General features: G+C 74.9%; 20 protein-coding genes. 11 read left to right on the top strand and 9 right to left on the bottom strand.

What is annotated here, in order from left to right; translation table 11 throughout:
* Positions 1-123: 123 nt before the first annotated feature.
* The 4 genes from ACFYNX_RS00240 (at position 124) to ACFYNX_RS00225 (ending at position 3,064) form a co-directional block, all read left to right on the top strand.
* Positions 124-1,221, top strand: coding sequence for a DUF1152 domain-containing protein (locus tag ACFYNX_RS00240; protein WP_388655920.1), 1,098 nt, complete (start codon positions 124-126; stop codon positions 1,219-1,221).
* An 83-nt stretch (positions 1,222-1,304) separates the two neighbouring features.
* On the top strand, positions 1,305-2,153 hold the full coding sequence (locus ACFYNX_RS00235) for an alpha/beta fold hydrolase (protein WP_388655917.1): 849 nt from the start codon (positions 1,305-1,307) through the stop codon (positions 2,151-2,153).
* On the top strand, positions 2,150-2,659 hold the full coding sequence (locus ACFYNX_RS00230; RefSeq protein WP_388655914.1) for a hypothetical protein: 510 nt from the start codon (positions 2,150-2,152) through the stop codon (positions 2,657-2,659). The genes ACFYNX_RS00235 and ACFYNX_RS00230 overlap by 4 nt, the downstream gene beginning before the upstream one ends.
* 168 nt (positions 2,660-2,827) lie before the next feature.
* Positions 2,828-3,064, top strand: a complete 237-nt coding sequence (locus ACFYNX_RS00225) for a hypothetical protein (RefSeq protein WP_388655911.1) — start codon at positions 2,828-2,830, stop codon at positions 3,062-3,064.
* A 15-nt stretch (positions 3,065-3,079) separates the two neighbouring features.
* On the opposite strand, the gene ACFYNX_RS00220 is transcribed toward ACFYNX_RS00225, so the two are convergent.
* The 5 genes from ACFYNX_RS00220 to ACFYNX_RS00200 form a co-directional block, all read right to left on the bottom strand.
* Positions 3,080-3,883 (bottom strand): phosphatase PAP2 family protein, encoded by an 804-nt coding sequence (locus ACFYNX_RS00220; protein ID WP_388655908.1) that lies wholly within the window; start codon positions 3,881-3,883, stop codon positions 3,080-3,082.
* Positions 3,884-3,933: 50 nt separating this feature from the next.
* On the bottom strand, positions 3,934-4,911 hold the full coding sequence (locus tag ACFYNX_RS00215) for a YihY/virulence factor BrkB family protein (protein ID WP_388655905.1): 978 nt from the start codon (positions 4,909-4,911) through the stop codon (positions 3,934-3,936).
* The gene (locus ACFYNX_RS00210) at positions 4,877-6,643 is read right to left on the bottom strand and encodes a phosphatase PAP2 family protein (RefSeq protein ID WP_388655901.1); all 1,767 of its coding nucleotides are present in this window, start codon (positions 6,641-6,643) and stop codon (positions 4,877-4,879) included. Before ACFYNX_RS00210 ends, ACFYNX_RS00215 begins: the two co-directional genes overlap by 35 nt.
* A 116-nt stretch (positions 6,644-6,759) precedes the next feature.
* A complete protein-coding gene (locus tag ACFYNX_RS00205; RefSeq protein WP_388655898.1) occupies positions 6,760-7,512 on the bottom strand; it encodes a D-Ala-D-Ala carboxypeptidase family metallohydrolase in 753 nt (250 codons plus the stop codon).
* Between the two features lie 201 nt (positions 7,513-7,713).
* Positions 7,714-8,817: an AI-2E family transporter gene (locus tag ACFYNX_RS00200; protein ID WP_388655895.1), complete on the bottom strand. Its 1,104-nt coding sequence runs from the start codon at positions 8,815-8,817 to the stop codon at positions 7,714-7,716.
* A 167-nt stretch (positions 8,818-8,984) separates the two neighbouring features.
* On the opposite strand from ACFYNX_RS00200, the gene ACFYNX_RS00195 reads away from it, so the two are divergent.
* From ACFYNX_RS00195 to ACFYNX_RS00180, 4 genes are all read left to right on the top strand, one after another.
* Positions 8,985-9,839, top strand: coding sequence for a DMT family transporter (locus tag ACFYNX_RS00195; protein WP_365550330.1), 855 nt, complete (start codon positions 8,985-8,987; stop codon positions 9,837-9,839).
* 97 nt (positions 9,840-9,936) lie between these two features.
* Positions 9,937-10,932 carry a polyphosphate kinase 2 gene (gene ppk2, locus ACFYNX_RS00190; protein WP_365550328.1) on the top strand — a complete coding sequence of 332 codons (996 nt, stop codon included), beginning with the start codon at positions 9,937-9,939 and terminating at the stop codon, positions 10,930-10,932.
* A 250-nt stretch (positions 10,933-11,182) separates the two neighbouring features.
* The gene (locus ACFYNX_RS00185; RefSeq protein ID WP_388655891.1) at positions 11,183-11,596 is read left to right on the top strand and encodes an STAS domain-containing protein; all 414 of its coding nucleotides are present in this window, start codon (positions 11,183-11,185) and stop codon (positions 11,594-11,596) included.
* A gap of 212 nt (positions 11,597-11,808) precedes the next feature.
* Positions 11,809-12,276: an ATP-binding protein gene (locus ACFYNX_RS00180; RefSeq protein WP_388655888.1), complete on the top strand. Its 468-nt coding sequence runs from the start codon at positions 11,809-11,811 to the stop codon at positions 12,274-12,276.
* 69 nt (positions 12,277-12,345) lie between these two features.
* Here the strand turns inward: ACFYNX_RS00180 and ACFYNX_RS00175 are convergent, their stop codons facing one another.
* The gene (locus ACFYNX_RS00175) at positions 12,346-13,533 is read right to left on the bottom strand and encodes a phosphatidylserine/phosphatidylglycerophosphate/cardiolipin synthase family protein (protein ID WP_388655886.1); all 1,188 of its coding nucleotides are present in this window, start codon (positions 13,531-13,533) and stop codon (positions 12,346-12,348) included.
* A gap of 195 nt (positions 13,534-13,728) precedes the next feature.
* The gene (locus tag ACFYNX_RS00170; RefSeq protein ID WP_388655883.1) at positions 13,729-14,040 is read right to left on the bottom strand and encodes a hypothetical protein; all 312 of its coding nucleotides are present in this window, start codon (positions 14,038-14,040) and stop codon (positions 13,729-13,731) included.
* Positions 14,041-14,242: 202 nt separating this feature from the next.
* Between ACFYNX_RS00170 and ACFYNX_RS00165 the strand changes: the two genes are divergently transcribed.
* Together ACFYNX_RS00165 and ACFYNX_RS00160 are read left to right on the top strand one after the other, a co-directional pair.
* The gene (locus ACFYNX_RS00165) at positions 14,243-14,536 is read left to right on the top strand and encodes a hypothetical protein (protein ID WP_388655880.1); all 294 of its coding nucleotides are present in this window, start codon (positions 14,243-14,245) and stop codon (positions 14,534-14,536) included.
* A 118-nt stretch (positions 14,537-14,654) separates the two neighbouring features.
* Complete coding sequence (locus tag ACFYNX_RS00160) at positions 14,655-14,963, top strand: hypothetical protein (protein WP_125657364.1); 309 nt, start codon at positions 14,655-14,657, stop codon at positions 14,961-14,963.
* Positions 14,964-15,022: 59 nt separating this feature from the next.
* Here the strand turns inward: ACFYNX_RS00160 and ACFYNX_RS00155 are convergent, their stop codons facing one another.
* Positions 15,023-15,247 (bottom strand): EF-hand domain-containing protein, encoded by a 225-nt coding sequence (locus tag ACFYNX_RS00155; RefSeq protein WP_365550314.1) that lies wholly within the window; start codon positions 15,245-15,247, stop codon positions 15,023-15,025.
* 291 nt (positions 15,248-15,538) lie between these two features.
* Between ACFYNX_RS00155 and ACFYNX_RS00150 the strand changes: the two genes are divergently transcribed.
* Entirely contained in the window at positions 15,539-16,363 is an 825-nt protein-coding gene (locus ACFYNX_RS00150; RefSeq protein WP_388657764.1) for a class I SAM-dependent methyltransferase, read from the top strand.
* Here ACFYNX_RS00150 and ACFYNX_RS00145 read toward each other — a convergent pair.
* Positions 16,323-16,916 (bottom strand): TspO/MBR family protein, encoded by a 594-nt coding sequence (locus tag ACFYNX_RS00145; protein ID WP_388655876.1) that lies wholly within the window; start codon positions 16,914-16,916, stop codon positions 16,323-16,325. The two genes, ACFYNX_RS00150 and ACFYNX_RS00145, sit on opposite strands and share 41 nt — an antisense overlap.
* Positions 16,917-17,080: the final 164 nt, after the last annotated feature.

Genomic DNA, 17,080 nt, shown 5'->3' with positions numbered 1-17,080 from the left:
GTATGCACTTTTCGCGGAGAAGGTCCTTTCCTTCCAAATGCCTTTGTTTGTACGGCGGTCGGGGCGGCGGAACCGGCCGCTCCGGGTGGCGGGGGAGGCGGCCCGTGGCGTTGGGTGTCCGCCATGAAGCGACTTCTCGTCGCCGCGGGCGGTGGCGGCGACGCCATCACGGCGGCCATGGTGCACGCGGCGCTGTACGGACCGGACACCCCGGCACTGGTGCTCACCTACGCCTGGGAGAGGCTGGTCGTCGACCCCGTTCCCGGCCCGCGCGGCGCCGCGGACTTCACCGGCGCCCCCGCGCCCGCGCCGGGCCTGACCCTCATCACCCCGCGGACCGCGCCGAAGGCACCGGCCGGCTCGCTGCTGCCCCGTCTGGCCGCGCAGTTGCGACCCGCCCTGGGACTGCTCGACCCCTACGGCGGCACGCTCGGCCTCGCCCGCCAGATCGACGCGGCGGCCCGCTGGTGCGGGGCCGACCGGATCGACCTCGTGGACGTGGGCGGGGACATCGTGGCGCGGGGGGACGAACCGACCCTGCGCAGCCCCCTCGGCGACGCGCTGGCCCTGGCGGCCTGCGCCGCGACGGGCATCCCCACGACCGTGTACGTCGCGGGGCCCGGCCTGGACAACGAAGTGCCCCTGCCGCTCCTGATGCCCCGGCTGGGCGAGCCGGCCCTCACCCTCGCCCCCGAGGACACCGAGGGCGTCCTCGCCGTCTTCGACTGGCACCCGTCCGAGGCCGGCGCCGTGCTCGTCGCGGCGGCCCGGGGCGTGCGCGGCGTCTGCGGCACCCGCGACGCCCCGCGCCCCCTGGTCCTCGACGACTCCGCGCGCTGGGTGCACCGGCTCACCTGTGAGGAGGCGCTCCGGCTCAATCCGCTGGCGGGGGCGCTCGACCGCTGCTCCGGCCTGGAGGCCGCCGAGGAGGTGTCGTACGAGGTCTGCGGCTTCTCCGAGATCGCGCGCGAACGGCGACGGGCCGAGGCGGCGCCCGCCGTGCCGTCCCCGCGCCCGCCGGAGGACCCCGGGGCCCTCCTGACCCGGTTCACCGCGTGGGAGCGGGCCCGGCTCGCCGAGGGCCTCGGTTACGTCACCACCCGCAGGATCACCGAGGAACTCGCCCTCACCCCTCCGGAGGCCGCCGCCCTCTACCGGACCCTGCGGGCGGGAACGCCACCGCGCCGCGTACCTCCCCTCTGGCGCCTCGCGGGTGCCTGAACCCCCACCCGGTCGACGCCGTTTCCCGGAACCCCCTTCGGGGCAGCCGCGCTCACGCGCCGTACGACCGAGAGGGAACCGACATGACCGAGCAGACCGCCCCCGACACCGCCCGGCCCGACGGGGCCGGGCGGAGGGAGGAGGAGGGGGTCCGCGCCGGTCTCTTCACCCGCTCCTTCGGCCCCCCGCCGGGGGCGGGCGGGACGACCGTGGTCCTGGTGCACGGACTCGGCCTCTCGGGACGGTACTTCGCTCCGCTGGCCCGGCGCCTCGCGGCGAACGGGGCCGGCGTGCTCGTGCCGGACCTGCCGGGCAACGCGCGGTCACGGGCCGCCGCCCGCCGGATGCCCGACGTGGAGCGGACCGCCGACGCCCTGGCCCGCTGGCACCGGCGGCTCTCCCCGGGGCCGAGCCTGCTGGTGGCCAACTCGGTCGGCTGCCAGGTGGCCGCGGCCCTCGCCGTCCGCCATCCGCGACTGGTCCGACGGCTCGTGCTGCTCGGTCCGGCGCTCGAACCGGACGTGTCGGGCCTCCGCCACTGCGGCCGGCTCCTCGCGGACGCGCCCCGGGAACCGCTCTCCCTGCTCGCGGTGGCCGCGGCGGACTACCTGCTCACCGGTCCCCTCCGCTTCGCCGCGTCCCTGCGGCACGCCCTGCGGGACGCGGCCGGGGCATTCGAGGGGCATCTGGCCCGGGTCGCCGCGCCGACGCTCGTGATCCGGGGCGCCGGTGACACCATCGCCTCCCACGCCTGGATCCGGCACGCGGCCCGACTGGTCCCCGACGGGCGCGCGGCCGACGTCCCGGGCGCCGCGCACGCGGCGCACTACAGCGCGCCGGAGGCCGTGGCCCGCCTGATCGAGACGTTCACGGCGGAAGGGACGAAAGAAACAGAAGCAGAAGAAGAGGGAAAGGCAGGAGAGAAGGCGTGACGCCCTCGCACATCCCCCGGTCACCCGACCGCCCGCCGTCCCCGCACACGGCCCACCGGTCACCGTGGCTGCGCCTCCTGCCCGGCATCTCCTCCGAGCGCCGCGGCTTCGTCCTGGCGTGGTGGGGCTTCGCCCTCGCCTTCGGCGGAATGCGCCTGCTCACCTGGCTGATCCACATCGACGTGGCCGGCATCGGCGACGTGCAGGCCGGCGGGGTGCACATCCACCACTACGTGTGGGGGATCCTGCTGCTCGCCGTGGTGGGCGCGGCGGGCCTCGTGGAACGCTCGGCACGCGCGCGTGCCTGGATGGGACTCGCCTACGGCGTCGGCATGGCCCTGATCGTCGACGAGGCGGCCCTGCTGATCAGCCTGGAGGACGTCTACTGGGACACCGAGGGCTGGGTGAGCATCGCCCTGGCCCTCGCGGTGATCGCCGTCGTGGGAGGGGTGCTGGCGTCGACGCGGGGACGGCGGTCCCCGACGCGGGACCGGGACGACGGCTGAAACGGTCCGACGCCCGAAACGGTTCGACGGCGCCGCGCGCCCCCCGCCCGGCCGGCGCGCCCTCCGCGTCCCGCCCGTCGGCCGGCGGGGCGTGAAGCGCACGACACCGGGTACCGGAACACGTACAAAAGAGGTCGTACGCCGACGAACCACGAGGAAGAGGGACGCATGTCGCAGCACCGCGCCACCGAGGGGAACGCCGACCACCCGAGGACCGCCGCCGAGGAGGTCCTGAAGGAGTTCGAGGAGGCCGAGACGGACGTACGGGACGACCCGCGCCCCGACGAGGACGGCGAGGCCGCCGAGGCCCTCACGCCCAGCCGGAGCGCGCAGGAGGACGCCCGGCGGCGCGCGGCGGGGGGCCGGGGGAGCGGGCGGGCCGACGGGTCGGACGACGACGCCTGACCCGTCCCCTCCGCGTCACTGGGACCCGGACCGGCCCGCCGGCTCCGGGTCCTCCGTCGTGATCTCGGGCTCCAGGCCCTCGGCGGGCGTGGTGCGGGGACGGCCGACGTCGCCGCGCCACGCCTCGAAGGCGAGCGCGGTCGCGGTGACCACGGCGACGCCGAGCAGCCAGCCCCCGACCACGTCGCTCACCCAGTGGACGCCGAGCGCGACGCGCGTGTAGCCCACGCCGAGCACCGCCACCGCGGCCAGGACCCACGGCACCGGCCGCCACGCGCGCGGGACGAGGGGCAGCAGGACGAGCAGCAGGACGGCGCAGGAGGTCACGGCCGTCATGGAGTGCCCGGAGGGGAAGGAGAACCCGGGCGCGTGGGAGACGGGATCCGGCAGGTGCGGCCGGGCGCGCTCCACCACGTTCTTCACCAGCAGGCCCATGAGCCCGCCGCCGATCGCCGTGACGGCCGCCCAGGCGGCCAGCCGGTAGGCCCGCCGCCACAGCAGCCACACCACCACCCCGGCCACCAGGATCCGCATGGTCGCGGGGCCCCACGCGACGTGCGTGAGGAAGTCGAGCACCCGCACCCAGCCCGGATGGTCGAGGGCGGAGCGGTGCAGCCGCTCGGCCACGCTCTGGTCGAGCCGGTGCAGCGGGGTCCAGTGCGACTCCACCAGGACCAGCGCGAGGGAGAACGGGACGGCCGCCAGGGCGGTCAGGGCCGTGCCCGCCACCAGCCGCGCGCCGAACCGCGCGTCGGGCCCGCCGTGCCCGGTCGTGAACCGCCCGAGGAGGCGCCGGATGCGGGGGGAACGGTCTGTCATGGTGGGTACGGTTCCTTTCCTTGGTGCGGGGAGGAGGCGGGGCGAGCGGCTCAGACCCCCGGGTCCTCGCTGATCGGGGTGTCCACCCCCGCCCGCACGGCCTCCAGTTGGGCCGCGAAGGACAGGCCCAGGAAGAGCGAGAGCGACGTGAGGTACGACCACAGCAGCAGCGCCACGAAGGCGCTCAGCGGGCCGTAGACGGTGGTGAAGGAGCCGCCGGAGCCGACGTACAGGCTCAGGCCCCACGTCGCGCCCAGCCACAGCAGCAGGTGGACGGTGGCGCCGAAGGCCAGCCAGGTGTGGCCCGGCTGGGGCCGCCGGGGCGAGCGCCGGAAGACGAAGCTGGTGGCGAGCACGGCCAGCAGGATCCCGACGGGCCAGCGCAGCAGGTCCCACGCGAGGCGGGTGCCCGGGGCGAGGTGGTAGACCTCGATCAGGGCGTGGCTCAGGTCGGACCCCAGGACGGTGACGCAGAAGCTCAGCCCGAGGGGCAGGCCGGCCAGCACCGACATCACGAGCCCGCGGGCGTACTTGTGGAGGAACGGGCGGTCGCGCTCGACGCCGTAGATGCGGTTCGCGCCCCGCTCCACCTGGCACATGCCGGTGGTGACGTTGGAGATCGAGAACAGCAGGCCGAACCAGAGGGCCAGCGCGCCGCCGTCCCCGGCGTGCCGCCGGCTCGCCCGCAGGGCGTCGTCCACGACGTCCTGGCTGGGGCCACTGATGCGGCGTATCAACAACTCGGCGATCCGTCCGACGTCCTCGGTGTGCAGGACGCCGGACAGTCCTATGACCGCGATGCCGAAGGGGAGGATCGCCAGGACGGTCTGCAGGGCGAGGGCCCGGGAGTGGCTGAAGCCGTCGGCGTAGCGGAACCGCACGAAGGAGTCCCGTACGAGCGCCCAGCCCCCGTAGCGGCGGAGCGTCGCCCAGGCGTCCTCCCCGGACAGGGTCTCGCCCTGGAGGCGCAGTTCGGCCTCGACGGCCCGGACCTCACTGAGCCGCGGTACGCGCGTCGCGGTGCCCATGCTCCTCCACCTCCCCTCCGGTCCGGCCCTGCGCGCCGATCCGCGCCGGCGCGGGCAGGCACACCCGCAGCGCCCCCGGCTCGACCTCCGCCGTCAGGCGGGTGCCCGCCGGGAGGACGTCGCCGTCGAGCTCGCGCGGCTGGGGACGGGCGAAGCGGAGGTCGACGCGGGCCGCGCCGAAGTACTCCAGCGCGCCGTGCGCGGCGGTCCGCTCCCGGGTGCCGGAGGCGGACGGGGCCCGTCCGCCCGGTCCGCGGGAGACGAGGTACCCGGCGGCGGCGAGCCAGCCGGTCACCCCGCGCGGGTCGAGCAGGACGACCTCGAGCCGGCCGCTGTCGGGCCGGGCCTCCGGCAGCAGCGGCAGCCCGCCCTGGAGGGAGCCGACGTTGCCGATGACGACCATGCGGGCCCGCCGTTCCAGCGGGGCGCCCCCGTCGAGCCGGATCGACAGGCGCATCCGGGGGTCCCGCAGGTGCCGCGCGGCCGAGAGGACGTACGCGGCCCAGCCCAGGCGCTCCTTGAGCCGGGGCGAGGCGTCCCGGACCATGGCGGCGTCGAACCCGGCGCCCGCCATGACGGCGAACCGGGTCGGGGCGAGCCCGTCGCCCTGGATCCGGCCCACGTCGAGCCCGGTGGCACGCCCGGACAGGGCCTCGCGCAGCGCGGCCACCGGCTCGGTCGGCAGACCCAGGTTGCGGGCGAGGAGGTTCCCGGTGCCGCAGGGGACGATCGCGAGGGGGATCCCGGTCCCGGCCACCAGGTCGGCGCAGGCGCGCACGGTGCCGTCCCCGCCGCAGACGACGACCAGGTCGACCGGTGCGAACGGTCCGGCCGGATCCGCCGGTCCGACGAGTCCGGCCGGTTCCGCGCCCGTCCCGTTCAGGTACGGGGCGAGGCCGCCGGACGGGTCCTCGGGCGTCGTGTCCGTCCACCGCTGCTCCGCGTACCCGTGCCGGAGGAGTACGGCCCGCACTTCGGCGGTGGTCTCGTCGCCGCACGCCTGCGGGTGGCGCACCACGACGGCCCGCCGCGTGCCGCGGACGGCCGGCTCCGGCTCCGGGGCCGCCTCGTCCTTCCGGGCGTTGGTCAGGAGCGCGGACCCCACGAGCAGCAGCGTGCAGGCGCCGTTCAGGAGCCCCACCGCCACGTCGGAGGGGTGGTGCATGCCCCGGTACAGCCGGGAGAAGGCCACCGCCAGGGGGAACAGCAGGAGGAGCCCCACCACGAGGTTCCGCCGGAGGCCCCGCAGGTGCCGGGCCGCGAGCACGGCGAGGCCCCCGTAGAGCGCCACGGAGGCCCCGACGTGGCCGGAGGGGAAGCTGGAGGTCGGCGGCGCCCCGTCCAGGTGGGGGACGTCGGGACGGTCACGGTTCACGACGAGGGTGACGAGCAGGAAGACCGCGGACTGCGCGGCCACCGACACGGCCAGGAACCCCGCCTCCCACCACCGGGGCGCCCGGGGCACGAGGAGCAGGCCCAGCACGCAGAGCAGCGTCAGGCCGATCACGGTCTGCGTGTCGGCCACCAGGGACAGCCAGTCGGTGAGGGCGGTCGCGAAGGGGGCGCGGTGGGCGGCCAGGGCGCGGTTGACGCCGTCCTCCGCCGAGAGCGGCCAGTACGCCGCCAGGGGGCCGGTGACCAGCAGCCCCAGCACGGCCATCACGGCCGTCTGCACGGGCAGCAGCAGAAGGGCGGGGCCCGGTCTGGCTCCCACGTCGTGTGCGTTCGTCATTGCCGCCGTGTTACCCGCCGGGAGCGGGTCATGCGCGGGCCGCCCGCGCCGCTCCCGCCGGGGCGTTCACGGACGCCGCGGCCCGCGCTCCCGGGGGAACGCGGGCCGGACGCGCGTCAGATGCCGCAGGTGGAGGCGGACCAGAAGCGGCTGGGCCGGTGGTCGACGTGGGCGTGGTCGCCGTGTCCCGGGTAGCCGGGCCCGAGGATGCCGTTGAAGCCGTGGTTGCGGGCCTGCTGGGCGAGCCGGCACAGCGAATGGGGTCCGGCGCCGAGATCGGCCGCGTCGCCGTACAGGTGGCGGCTGGAGGAGGCCCCGCCGACCGCGCTGTTGCAGGCCTGGCTCCGGAAGCCGCTGGTGACGCGGATGGACTGGTCGCCGAGGGCGTGCCGCAGGGCCTCCAGCTTCCACATGGTGCGCAGGGCGTTGGACTTGGCGGTGGCCGCGCTCACCGCGCCCCCGGCCCAGGTGCTGTTGCAGGTGTTCAGCTCCGCGTACGAGAAGTGGACCGGGGTGCAGTCGTCGTCCTGGAGCGCGTAGATCCTGCTGAACGTCGCGGGGCCCGCGACGCCGTCGGCGGCCAGTCCGTAGGCGGCCTGGAAGCGTGTGACGGCGGCGGCGGTCGCCGGTCCGTAGGAGCCGTCGATGCCGAGCACCGCGCCGTGACCGGGGTAGCCGGCCACGCGGATCTGGAGCGCCGTGACGTCGGCGCCGGTCGCCCCCTGGGAGAGGGTGCGCGACCAGGTGTAGCAGCCGTCGGCCCGCGCGGTGCCGGCGGTGGCCACCACCCCGGCCGAGGAGGCGAACATGAGCATGACAATAGAGAGGAGAAAGCGCAGCGGGAGGGAACGTGCGGTGCGTCCGGCCATCGGGCCTCCAGTGCCTCGTGCGTCGGATGTGGTCCGGGGGTGCGAGCGCTCAGGGGTGCGGTCCCCGCGGTGCGAGTGCTCGACGGGGTGATCCCCGCGGTGCGGGCACTCCGAGACTGGCGGGCCGGGTGACGCGCGTCAACCCGCTCCGGCCGCCGCCATTCGTCGGCCCAATGACGGCAGCGGACCGACGCCCTCCGTTCACCCCTCCGCCGCCTCCGGACCGGGATCGCCCCCATCCGTGGGACGTTCCGCCGCACGCGCCCCCCGCAGCGCCGTGACTACCGACCACACCACCGACACCAGCGGCACCGCCACCACCGCGCCCACGATGCCGGCCGCGATCGAGCCCGCGACGACCGAGATCGCCACCACCAGCGGATGCAGTCGCACGGCCCAGCTCATCACCAGCGGATGCAGCAGGTGCCCCTCGATCTGGCCGATCACCACGATCAGGGCGATCACGGCCGCCGCGACGAACGGGCCCTTCGCCGCCAGGGCGACGACCGCGGCGACCGCCAGGGCGACCGGCGAACCGATCAGCGGGACGAACGCGGCCGCGAACTCCAGGAGCGCCAGCGGGAGCGCGAGCGGCACCCCGAGCAGCCACAGCGCGATCCCCACGAGCACCGCGTTGGTCGCGGCCACGAGGACGATCCCGTGCGTGTAACCGGTGAACGTGCGCCACGCGGCCCGCCCGCCGGTCTCCGCCCGCCCCCGCAGGGACGCCGGCAACTGCTCCCGGAACCACGCCCACTGGCGGTCGCCCGAGTGGAGGAAGAACACCGAGGAGAACAGCGCGAGCGCCAGCGTGGTCAGCACCGCCACCAGATGGTGCGCCCCGCTCACCGCGTCGCTGACCAGCGTCGAACGGTGGTCGGAGAGGAACCGGCCGATCCGCTCCTGCACGTCCGACAGCGCGTCGGGGTCCAGCCGGAACGGCGGCCGCTCCAGCCAGCGCTCGATCCGCCCGACGCCGTCCCGGAACTCCCGCACCAGCGTCGTCCGCTGCCCCGCCACCGCCTCGCCGACCAGCGTGAGCACCCCCAGGACCAGCGCGATGCCGCCCAGCAGGGTGAGGGCGACCGCCGCCGACCGGGGCAGCCCCCGGGCGACCAGGTCCACGACCGGCCGCAGCAGCGCGGTGACGACCAGACCGAGGAAGACCGCCACCCCGATCTCGTGGAACCGCCCGAGCAGGGCGAACAGGGCGTAGACGAGGGTGCCGACGACGAGCAGCCGCCACGCGTACGCGGCGGCCGTGCGGAGGAACGGGGCCACCTGCGGTGGGGAGCCTGGCTGCATGACCGACGACGTACCACCGCGACGGCACCGGGCCACGCCGGAGGGTCCCACATTCGCCCGACCAGGACCCGGCATTGGCCCGACCGGGTCCCCGGCCGGTTCCCCCGTACGGGCGCCCGGCCGGTGTCGCCGCCCCCGTACGGCCGCCGTCCGGTCAGGATCGGTGCATGGGCGTCGTCCTGCCGGTCCTCTTCTCCCTCTTCGCCGCGTTCAGCAACGCGCTGGCCACGGTGCTCCAGCGGCGTGCCGCGCTCACCGTCCCGCGGTCCGACTCCTTCCGGCCCGGACTGGTCCTCGACCTGCTGCGCCGCCCGCTCTGGCTGGCCGGCATCCTCGCGGTCATCGCCGCCGGCGTCGGACAGGCCGCGGCCCTCGCGACCGGACCGCTCGCCCTCGTCCAGCCCCTGTTCGTCCTCGAACTGCCCCTCGCCCTCCTCATCGCCTCCCTCGTGGCCCGCGAACGGCTGCCCGCCCGCCTCTGGGCGGCCGTGGCGGCGGTCGTGGCCGGACTCGGGACGGCCCTCGTCGCCGCCTCGCCCGCCGGCAACCGCACCCACGTGGCCCTGGACCGCTGGCTGCCGGTCCTGCTGGCCTGCGCCGTCGCCGTGGTGGCGCTCGCCGCCACCGGACTGCGCAGACCGCCCGGCCGCGCCAGGGCGGCCTGCCTCGGCGCCGCCACGGCGATCTGCTACGCCCTCACCGCCGCCCTCATGAAGACGTCCATGCACGTCCTCGACGACGGCGGGATCGGCGCCTTCCTGACGGCCTGGCAGACCTACGCCTTCTGCGCGGCGGGGATCGCGGCCCTCCTGCTGCTCGAACACGCCATGCAGGGCGGCCCGCTCGTGGCCTCGCAGCCCGCCCTGACCCTCGGCGACGCCACGGTGAGCCTGAGCCTGGGCGTCCTGCTGTACGAGGAGCACGTCCGTACGGGCTGGTGGCTGCTGCCCCAGGCGGCCGGCGTCGCGCTGATCGTCCTCGGGGTGTTCGCCCTGGCCCGTGGCGGGGTCAGCACGTCCTGACCCCGGACGCGGCGGCCGTGGCGGCCGACCGGGTGAGACCGGCGGCAGCGGGTACAGGCAGGTTCCGAAAGCACTTGCGAAGGGAACGGGGTACCCGATGACCGGCGTGAACGGCACCGGTGACGAGCGGGCCGAGGAGGGCCGGGACACCGGACCGGACCTCCTCGCAGGGCTCAGCGTGGACACCAGCCGGCCCGAGCAGCCCCTCCTGCTCGGCCCCGGGGGCGAGCCCATCCGCACCTGGCGGGAGAACTACCCGTACGCCCGCAAGGTGCGGCGCGCCGCGTACGAGCGGCAGAAGCGGATCCTGCAGATCGAACTGCTCAAGCTGCAGCGCTGGGCCAAGGAGACCGGCGCCCGGATCACGGTGCTGTGCGAGGGACGGGACGCGGCGGGCAAGGGCGGCACCATCCAGCGGTTCACCGAACGGCTCAACCCGCGCGGCGCCCGGATCGTCGCCCTCGACAAGCCGACCGAGCGCGAAGCCGGGCAGTGGTACTTCCAGCGCTACGTGGCCCACCTCCCGGGCCCGGGCGAGATCGTCTTCTTCGACCGCTCCTGGTACAACCGGGCCGGCGTCGAGCGGGTGATGGGCTTCTGCACCGAGGCCGAGTACGAGCTGTTCCTCCACCAGGCCCCGCTGTTCGAACGCATGCTGGTCGAGGACGGCGTCCACCTCGTGAAGTTCTGGTTCTCCGTCTCCCGCTCCGAACAGCGCACCCGCTTCGCCATCCGCCAGGTCGACCCGGTGCGGCAGTGGAAGCTCTCGCCCACGGACCTCTCCTCCCTCGACCGCTGGGACGACTACACCACCGCGAAGGTCGCCATGTTCCGGGCGACCGACACCGACCACGCCCCCTGGACCGTGGTCAAGAACAACGACAAGCGCCGGGGCCGCCTCGAAGCCATGCGCAGCCTCCTGTCCCGCATCGACTACGAGAACAAGGACCCGGACGCGGTCGGCAGGCCCGACCCGCTCATCGTCGGAGCGGCGGACACCCTCCTCGAACCGGGGGAGGAGACGACCGACCTCTCTCCCACGCCCCTGGCCCCCGCCCGGCAGGGCCCGGGAGCCCACCCTCCGGCCCGCTGACCCCGGACCCGCCCGCGCCGTCCGCGGCGCGGTCCTGTTCCGGGGCGTCGTCGTCCGTGGGACGCTGCGGCTCCCGCCTCCTCCGGGCGCGGTCGGTCTCGTCCTGGACGAACGTCCGGCCGCCGTGTGATGCGGGCACTCCCGGCACGCGTGGCATCGTATGACCGTCATTGCCGGACACCACATACGTGACATACTTTTCGCGTCACAGATGACGTGATCCCGTGAAGGTCACAGGAAGGGTCCGCAGATGTCCTGGAACGAGGTCGTCACGACGGGGCACGCGGTCGGTGCCGACAGGAGCGGGGGAGGGGCGACCGGACCGCTCGAAGCGCCGCGCGTCCCGGACCCGCCCGCGGTGACGCGGTACGAGGCGCACGGCGCCCGGGTCGTCGTCGCGAACGGCGACTACGACATGCAGACGATCGCGCCCCTGGCGGCGGCCCTGCGCGCCGCGGCCGAGGAGCATCCGAGCGTGGTCCTGGACGTCTCCGGCGTCACCTTCGCGGACTCCGCCTTCCTGAACCTGCTGATCCTCACCCACCGGACGACCGACCTGCGCCTGGCCGGACCCACCACCCCGGTGCGGCGGATCCTGGAGCTCACCGGTGTCGACACCGTCCTCAAGGTGCGGGAGACGGTGGAGGACGCCGCCGCCTGCTAGGGCCTGTCCGGCGGATCACGGCCGGGGCCGCGACGTCTGGTGCGGTGCCACGGGGATCCGTGACGGTGGCCGTGCCCGGTGCCCCTTCCGGCGCGACCGCGTACTCTGTTCGGCGGCACTCGGAGTGGTCCACGGTGTGTGCGTTCGGCGCCGGGGTATGCGCAAGAGCACGCAAGCACCGAAGAGCGACGGACACGACGAAAGATTCCCACATGGTCATCCCGCCCGGAAAGCAGGTGGCGGACGAGCCGTCCACGGACGGCCACGCCACGCTGCGGCACGAAGTGGTCTGGGAGGACGGTGCGGCCCGCGCCGCGGAGGCACGGCAGGCCTTGCGGGCCCTCTTCGACGGGGCCCTGCGGGCCGGGCGCGCCGCGGTACCCGGCCCTCTCCGCCTGGACGCGGAGCTCGCCGTCAGCGAACTCGTCACCAACGCCGCCCGGCACGCCCCGGGCCCCTGCGGACTCGTCCTGCGGCTGTCCGGCGAAGAACTCACGATCGCCGTGTGGGACACCTCCACGGAGACGCCGACGGTGAGGGAGGCCGACCCGGCGCGGGTGGGGGGCCACGGACTGCGCATGGTCCACACGATCAGCGACCGGGTCGTGGTCGCGCCGCACGGCGGGGGAAAGCGGATCGTCGCCCACTTCCCGCTCCAGCGGGACCTCGGCGTCGGTTAGTCCCGAGGGGCCGTCCTCCCCGCCCCGTCCCCGGCGTGCCGGGCCCCGGAGGGACCCGGCGGGCGGGTCCTAGAGGAACCGGCGGATGGGCAGGACGGAGGCCTCCAGCATCCGCTGGAAGGCGGCGCGACGCCGCCAGCGAGCGGGGTCGACGGGGGTGCTGCGCCGCAGGTCGTCCTCGAAGTCCCGGTCCAGACCGGCGGTGAACTCCTCGTCGAGGACGGCCAGCATCACCTCCTCGTCGTGGCTCATGGAGCGCCGGTTGAAGTTGGTCGAGCCGATCAGCGAGGCCACGCCGTCGACCGTCATGACCTTGGCGTGCATCATCGTCGGCTGGAACTGGTGGATGGTCACCCCCGCCTCGAGCAGCCGTTCGTAGTGGTACTGGCCCGCCAGCCGGCAGGCCCGCTGGTCGGTGTAGGGGCCGGGCAACAGGATCTCCACGGCCACACCGCGCCGTGCGGTCGCGCACAGCAGGTCCACGAAGTAGTTGTCCGGCGCGAAGTAGGCGGTGGCCAGCCGGAAGCGCTGTTCGGCGCTCGTGAGCATGACCCGGATGAGGGTCTGCATGTCCTGCCAGCCGATGCTCGCCGAGCCGCGGATCACCTGTACGACGCAGTCCCCGGACTGCTCGTGCTCGGTGAACCGGTCCCGGTCGTCGTACAGCTCGTCGTGGCACTCGGCCCAGTTCTGCGAGAAGGCCGCGGCGATGCCGTCCACCGCCGGACCGCGGACCTTGACGTGGGTGTCGCGCCACTCGCCGGGGTTCCGGGCGTCGCCGCACCACTCCTCGGCGATGCCCACGCCGCCCGTGAACGCCGTGTGCTCGTCGACGATCAACGCCTTGCGGTGGCAGCGGTGGTTCTGCTTGAGCGGCGAGAGCCACAGCGGCTTGCGGAACCAGGCGACCCGCACGCCGGTCTCCTCCATCCGGTCGAGGAGGTCCTGCTCGATCCGCATGGCGCCGAAGCCGTCGAGGAGCAGGCGCACCCGCACGCCGGCGGCGGCCCGTTCGGCGAGGGCCTCGGCGAAGTCCCGGGCGATCTGGCCGCGCCAGTAGACGAAGGTCATCATGTCGATGGTGTGCTCGGCCGTTCTGATCGCGTCCAGCATGGCCGGGAAGATCTGATCGCCGTTGCGCAGCGCCACCAGCTCGTTCCCCTCGGTGGCGGCGACGCCCATCAGCCGTTCCAGCCGTCGACGCAGGTGACGGATGCGGGCCTCGGCGGGTCTGGGACGCTGTTCCACGGACGTCATTCCTACTCCCCTTCGAACCGTTCGGAAAGCCTCCGAGGCGCCCCCCGCCCCTGTCGGCAGGCTTCGCGACCGCTCCGCGGCGCGGTGTTCCTTCGTCTCCCCGGCCGAACTGGCTTTCGTTTCCATGGTGACCGCATGCCCGGCCGCCGGGACCGTATCCGGTGGTGCGAGCAAGATCTCGCCCACCGGTCGGAGTCATCCTTCCAGGGCTTCCAGCCCGCGGGTCCAACGGGCCCTCCGCTCCGCCGGGCTCTGCTCCCACCACGGCTCCCCGCGCTCCCCGAGGGCCACTTTCGCCGTGTGCACGCGCGCCCGCGCGGCGCGCTCGGCCCGTGCGTCGTTCTCCCGCCGCGCCGCCCCCACGGCACGACGGGCCGCCATCAGGAGGGAGCGCAGCTTCGCGGCCGCCTCCGGCGGGATGTCCGGGTCGGTGGCGCGCCACCGACGGCCGCCGATCACGACGTACCGCCCGTCGGGCGTGTGCTCAGGACGAGACCCTGACGTCATCGTCACCGGCTCCCTTCGGTTCCGCCTTCCGGGGCGCGCCCGGAACGAACTCGCCGACGAGCGCCCACCGCGGTGGGTCGGGTTACGGCGCGGCCCTCCCGGCCATCCTGTGGCAAGAGGCGCGCCCCCGTTTCCCCTCCGGGTTCGAAAAGGGCCGTGCGGACCTGTGGTGAATCGCACTCCACGGGGTACACGGGGCGGCATGGCAGCGAAGACCGATCACCTCACCCCCGTGCGGACCACGCGCCAGTTGCGCCGGATCCGCACCTTCTACGCGACCGCCGCCCTGTTGTGGGCCGTCGCGGCGGCCTGGACGGCATGGACCCACCCGGGGTCCCGGCAGATGTGGGTCTCCGTGGGCCTGCTGGCGGTCTTCGTCGCCCTGCTGGGCACCGTCGCCGTGTGGCTGCGGGGTCTCAGGACCGCCGCCGGACGCCGCCCGGCGCACCACGCCGCACCGCGGCGGGCGTCCGCCCCCCGCCACGCGAGCGCCTGAGGCCGGCCCGCGCGGAACCGTTCCCCGGTGCGTCGCGGGAACCTTCCGGCACGACTTCGTCAGGAGAATCGAAGGGGCCCGGCCCGACCGTCGGGCCGGGCCCCGTTGAGGAGCAGCCATGACCACGTTCGTCATCACCGTCCCCGGCACGTTCACCTCGGGCATCACCGACTCCGCACGTTCGGCCCTCGAAAGGGAGCTGTCCCCCCAGCACACCGAGGTGAGCGAGAACGAGGGGCTGGACCTCCTCACGCTCAACGAGGGGGGCACCTTCTCTGTCCGCCTCGAAGTGGAGGCCCCGGACCGGTACGAGGCCGAGCTGGACGCCGTCCGGATCGTCTCGGAGGCGCTGGGGAAGGCGGGCGTCGCGGAGGCCGACGCCCCTCTCGGAACGCCGACCGTCACCGGCATCGACAGCGACCTCTGATCCTCGCCGCCCCGCCCTCCCGGGGTCCATACACCGGTCGGCCCGCCCTCCCCGACGGATCACAGCTCCTTCAGGGATCCCTCGAACTCGGGGAGGGAGACCAGACCGTCGCCGTCGACGTCCGCCCTGCGGAAGAGGTGCCGCAGCGCGTCGTCGTCGAGCGCCCGTCCCGTCAGCCGTCGCACGGCGCCGCCGAACTCGTGGACGTTCAGCAGCCAGTCGTCGTCGGTGTCGAACTCCCCGAACACCGCCCTGGTGCCCTCCGGCGCGTCCGCCTCGATCATGGGAAACCCCCTCGTCGTTCCCGGGCCCTGCGCCGCGGGTGATGTCCGGTTGCCCCTCCTGAGGAGCCACAAACGGTGCCGGTCCGCTCACGCCGGGGCCTCTCGCGGCGTCCGGCCCGGTCCGGGCGCGGCGCGCCTCGGCCGACCGGACGGGCGCCCGTGGAGGATGGGCGGGGCGGCGGCCCCGGGACGGGCCGGCGTCTTCCCGACGCCCGAGGAGGACCCCTCATGGACCGGCCCGACCGTCCGGAACCCGGCCCGCACGGCACCGCCCCCGGCACGGAGGGCCGCGTGAGCGCCGCGCCGGACGGTGACGCGGACGGCGGCCGCTACGGCGAGGCCGTCTTCCGCCCCGACCGGACCGGCGAGGGCGCGCGCATCGACCACGGCGCGCTCGCCTACGACGACATCACCGTGCACCGGCTGCGGGCCCTGGGGGCGGGGCCGGGGTGGCGCTGCCTCGACGTGGGCGCCGGCACGGGCACGGTCGCCCGTCGGCTCCTCGACGAGGCCGGAGTGGCGAGCGTGCTCGCCGTCGACCGCGACCTGCGCTTCCTCGCCGAACGCCCCACGGCCGGACTCGACCTCCTGGAGGCCGACGTCACCGCCCCGGACTTCGCCCCCGGCCGGTTCCACCTCGTCCACGCGCGCTTCGTCCTGATGCACCTGCCCGAGCACGAGCGCCTGGTCACGGCGCTGGCCGAGCTGCTCGAACCCGGGGGAGTGCTGGTGCTCGGCGACGCGGTGGACCTGACGGGCGACCGGACGCCCGCCACGCCGTACACCACGGCCATGCGGGCGATGTGGCAGGGGCTGCGGGCCACCATCGGGACCGACGTCTCCTGGGTGCCGTCGTACCCGCACCTGCTGCGCGGGGCCGGCCTGGAGGCCGTCGCGGCCGAGATCCACGTCCCGCCGCTGCTGCCCGGCAGCCCCCTCGGCCGCTTCTGGGCCGACACCTGGGAACGGAGCAGGGCGGCCATGACCGCCACCGGCCTGGTCGACGACGAGGCCGTCGACCGCGCGATCCGGTACCTGGACTCCGACGAGTGCGCCGACCTGTCGGCCGGCCTGCTCACCGCCTGGGGAAGGCGTCCTCCGGAGACACCGCGCTGACGGGTCCCGGCCCGTCGGCGGGCGCCCCCGGGCCCCGGCGCCCGCCCCGCGCGGAGGGGTTGCGCCGCGCCAGGGACAGGTTCAGGGCGGTGGCGAACAGGCACCAGGCCGCGTACGGGAGGAGGGCGCGCCCGGCGGTGCGGTCCACGGCGGACGTGCTCCGGACGAGCCGGACGTTGGCGACGTCCAGCAACGCGGTGCCGACCACACCCGCCCACGGGCTGCGCCGCCGGAAGAACAGGTGGTTCCAGGCCGCGTTCAGCACCAGGTCCGCCCCCAGGGAGGCGGCCAGCGCGGTACGCCGCGGGCCGCGCGCCCGGGCCAGCCCCCGTCCGCCGGCCCAGGCCAGCGACACGTACAGGGGGGTCCAGATGGCCCCGAACGCCCAGGAGGGCGGCTGCCACGGCGGCTTGTCGAGCGACTCGTACCAGGGACTGTCCGCGTCCACCGCCCGGGCCCCGGCCACGGCGGTCGCGGCCACCGCCACGGCCGAGGCCGCGTAGGGCTTCCATCCGCCGACGACGGGCTTCGTGTGCTCACCGGTGATCCTCATGCCGTCGCGTGTGCCCGCGTTCTCCTCCGCCGACCCCCCTTTCGGGTCGCTTCCCGCCGGTCGGCCCGTCCGGCGCGTCGTACGTGCGGGAATGGGCGCGGATCCCGAGGGCACGTGAACCCCGTGACGGCACGCGCCCGGTCCGCCGGGCGCGGCCGCGTACG

The organism is Streptomyces sp. NPDC007872 (genome assembly GCF_042868165.1).
Lineage (GTDB): Bacteria > Actinomycetota > Actinomycetes > Streptomycetales > Streptomycetaceae > Streptomyces.
The sequence above is the reverse complement of the archived record's forward strand: the minus strand, read 5'-3'. Positions and strand labels throughout refer to the sequence as shown.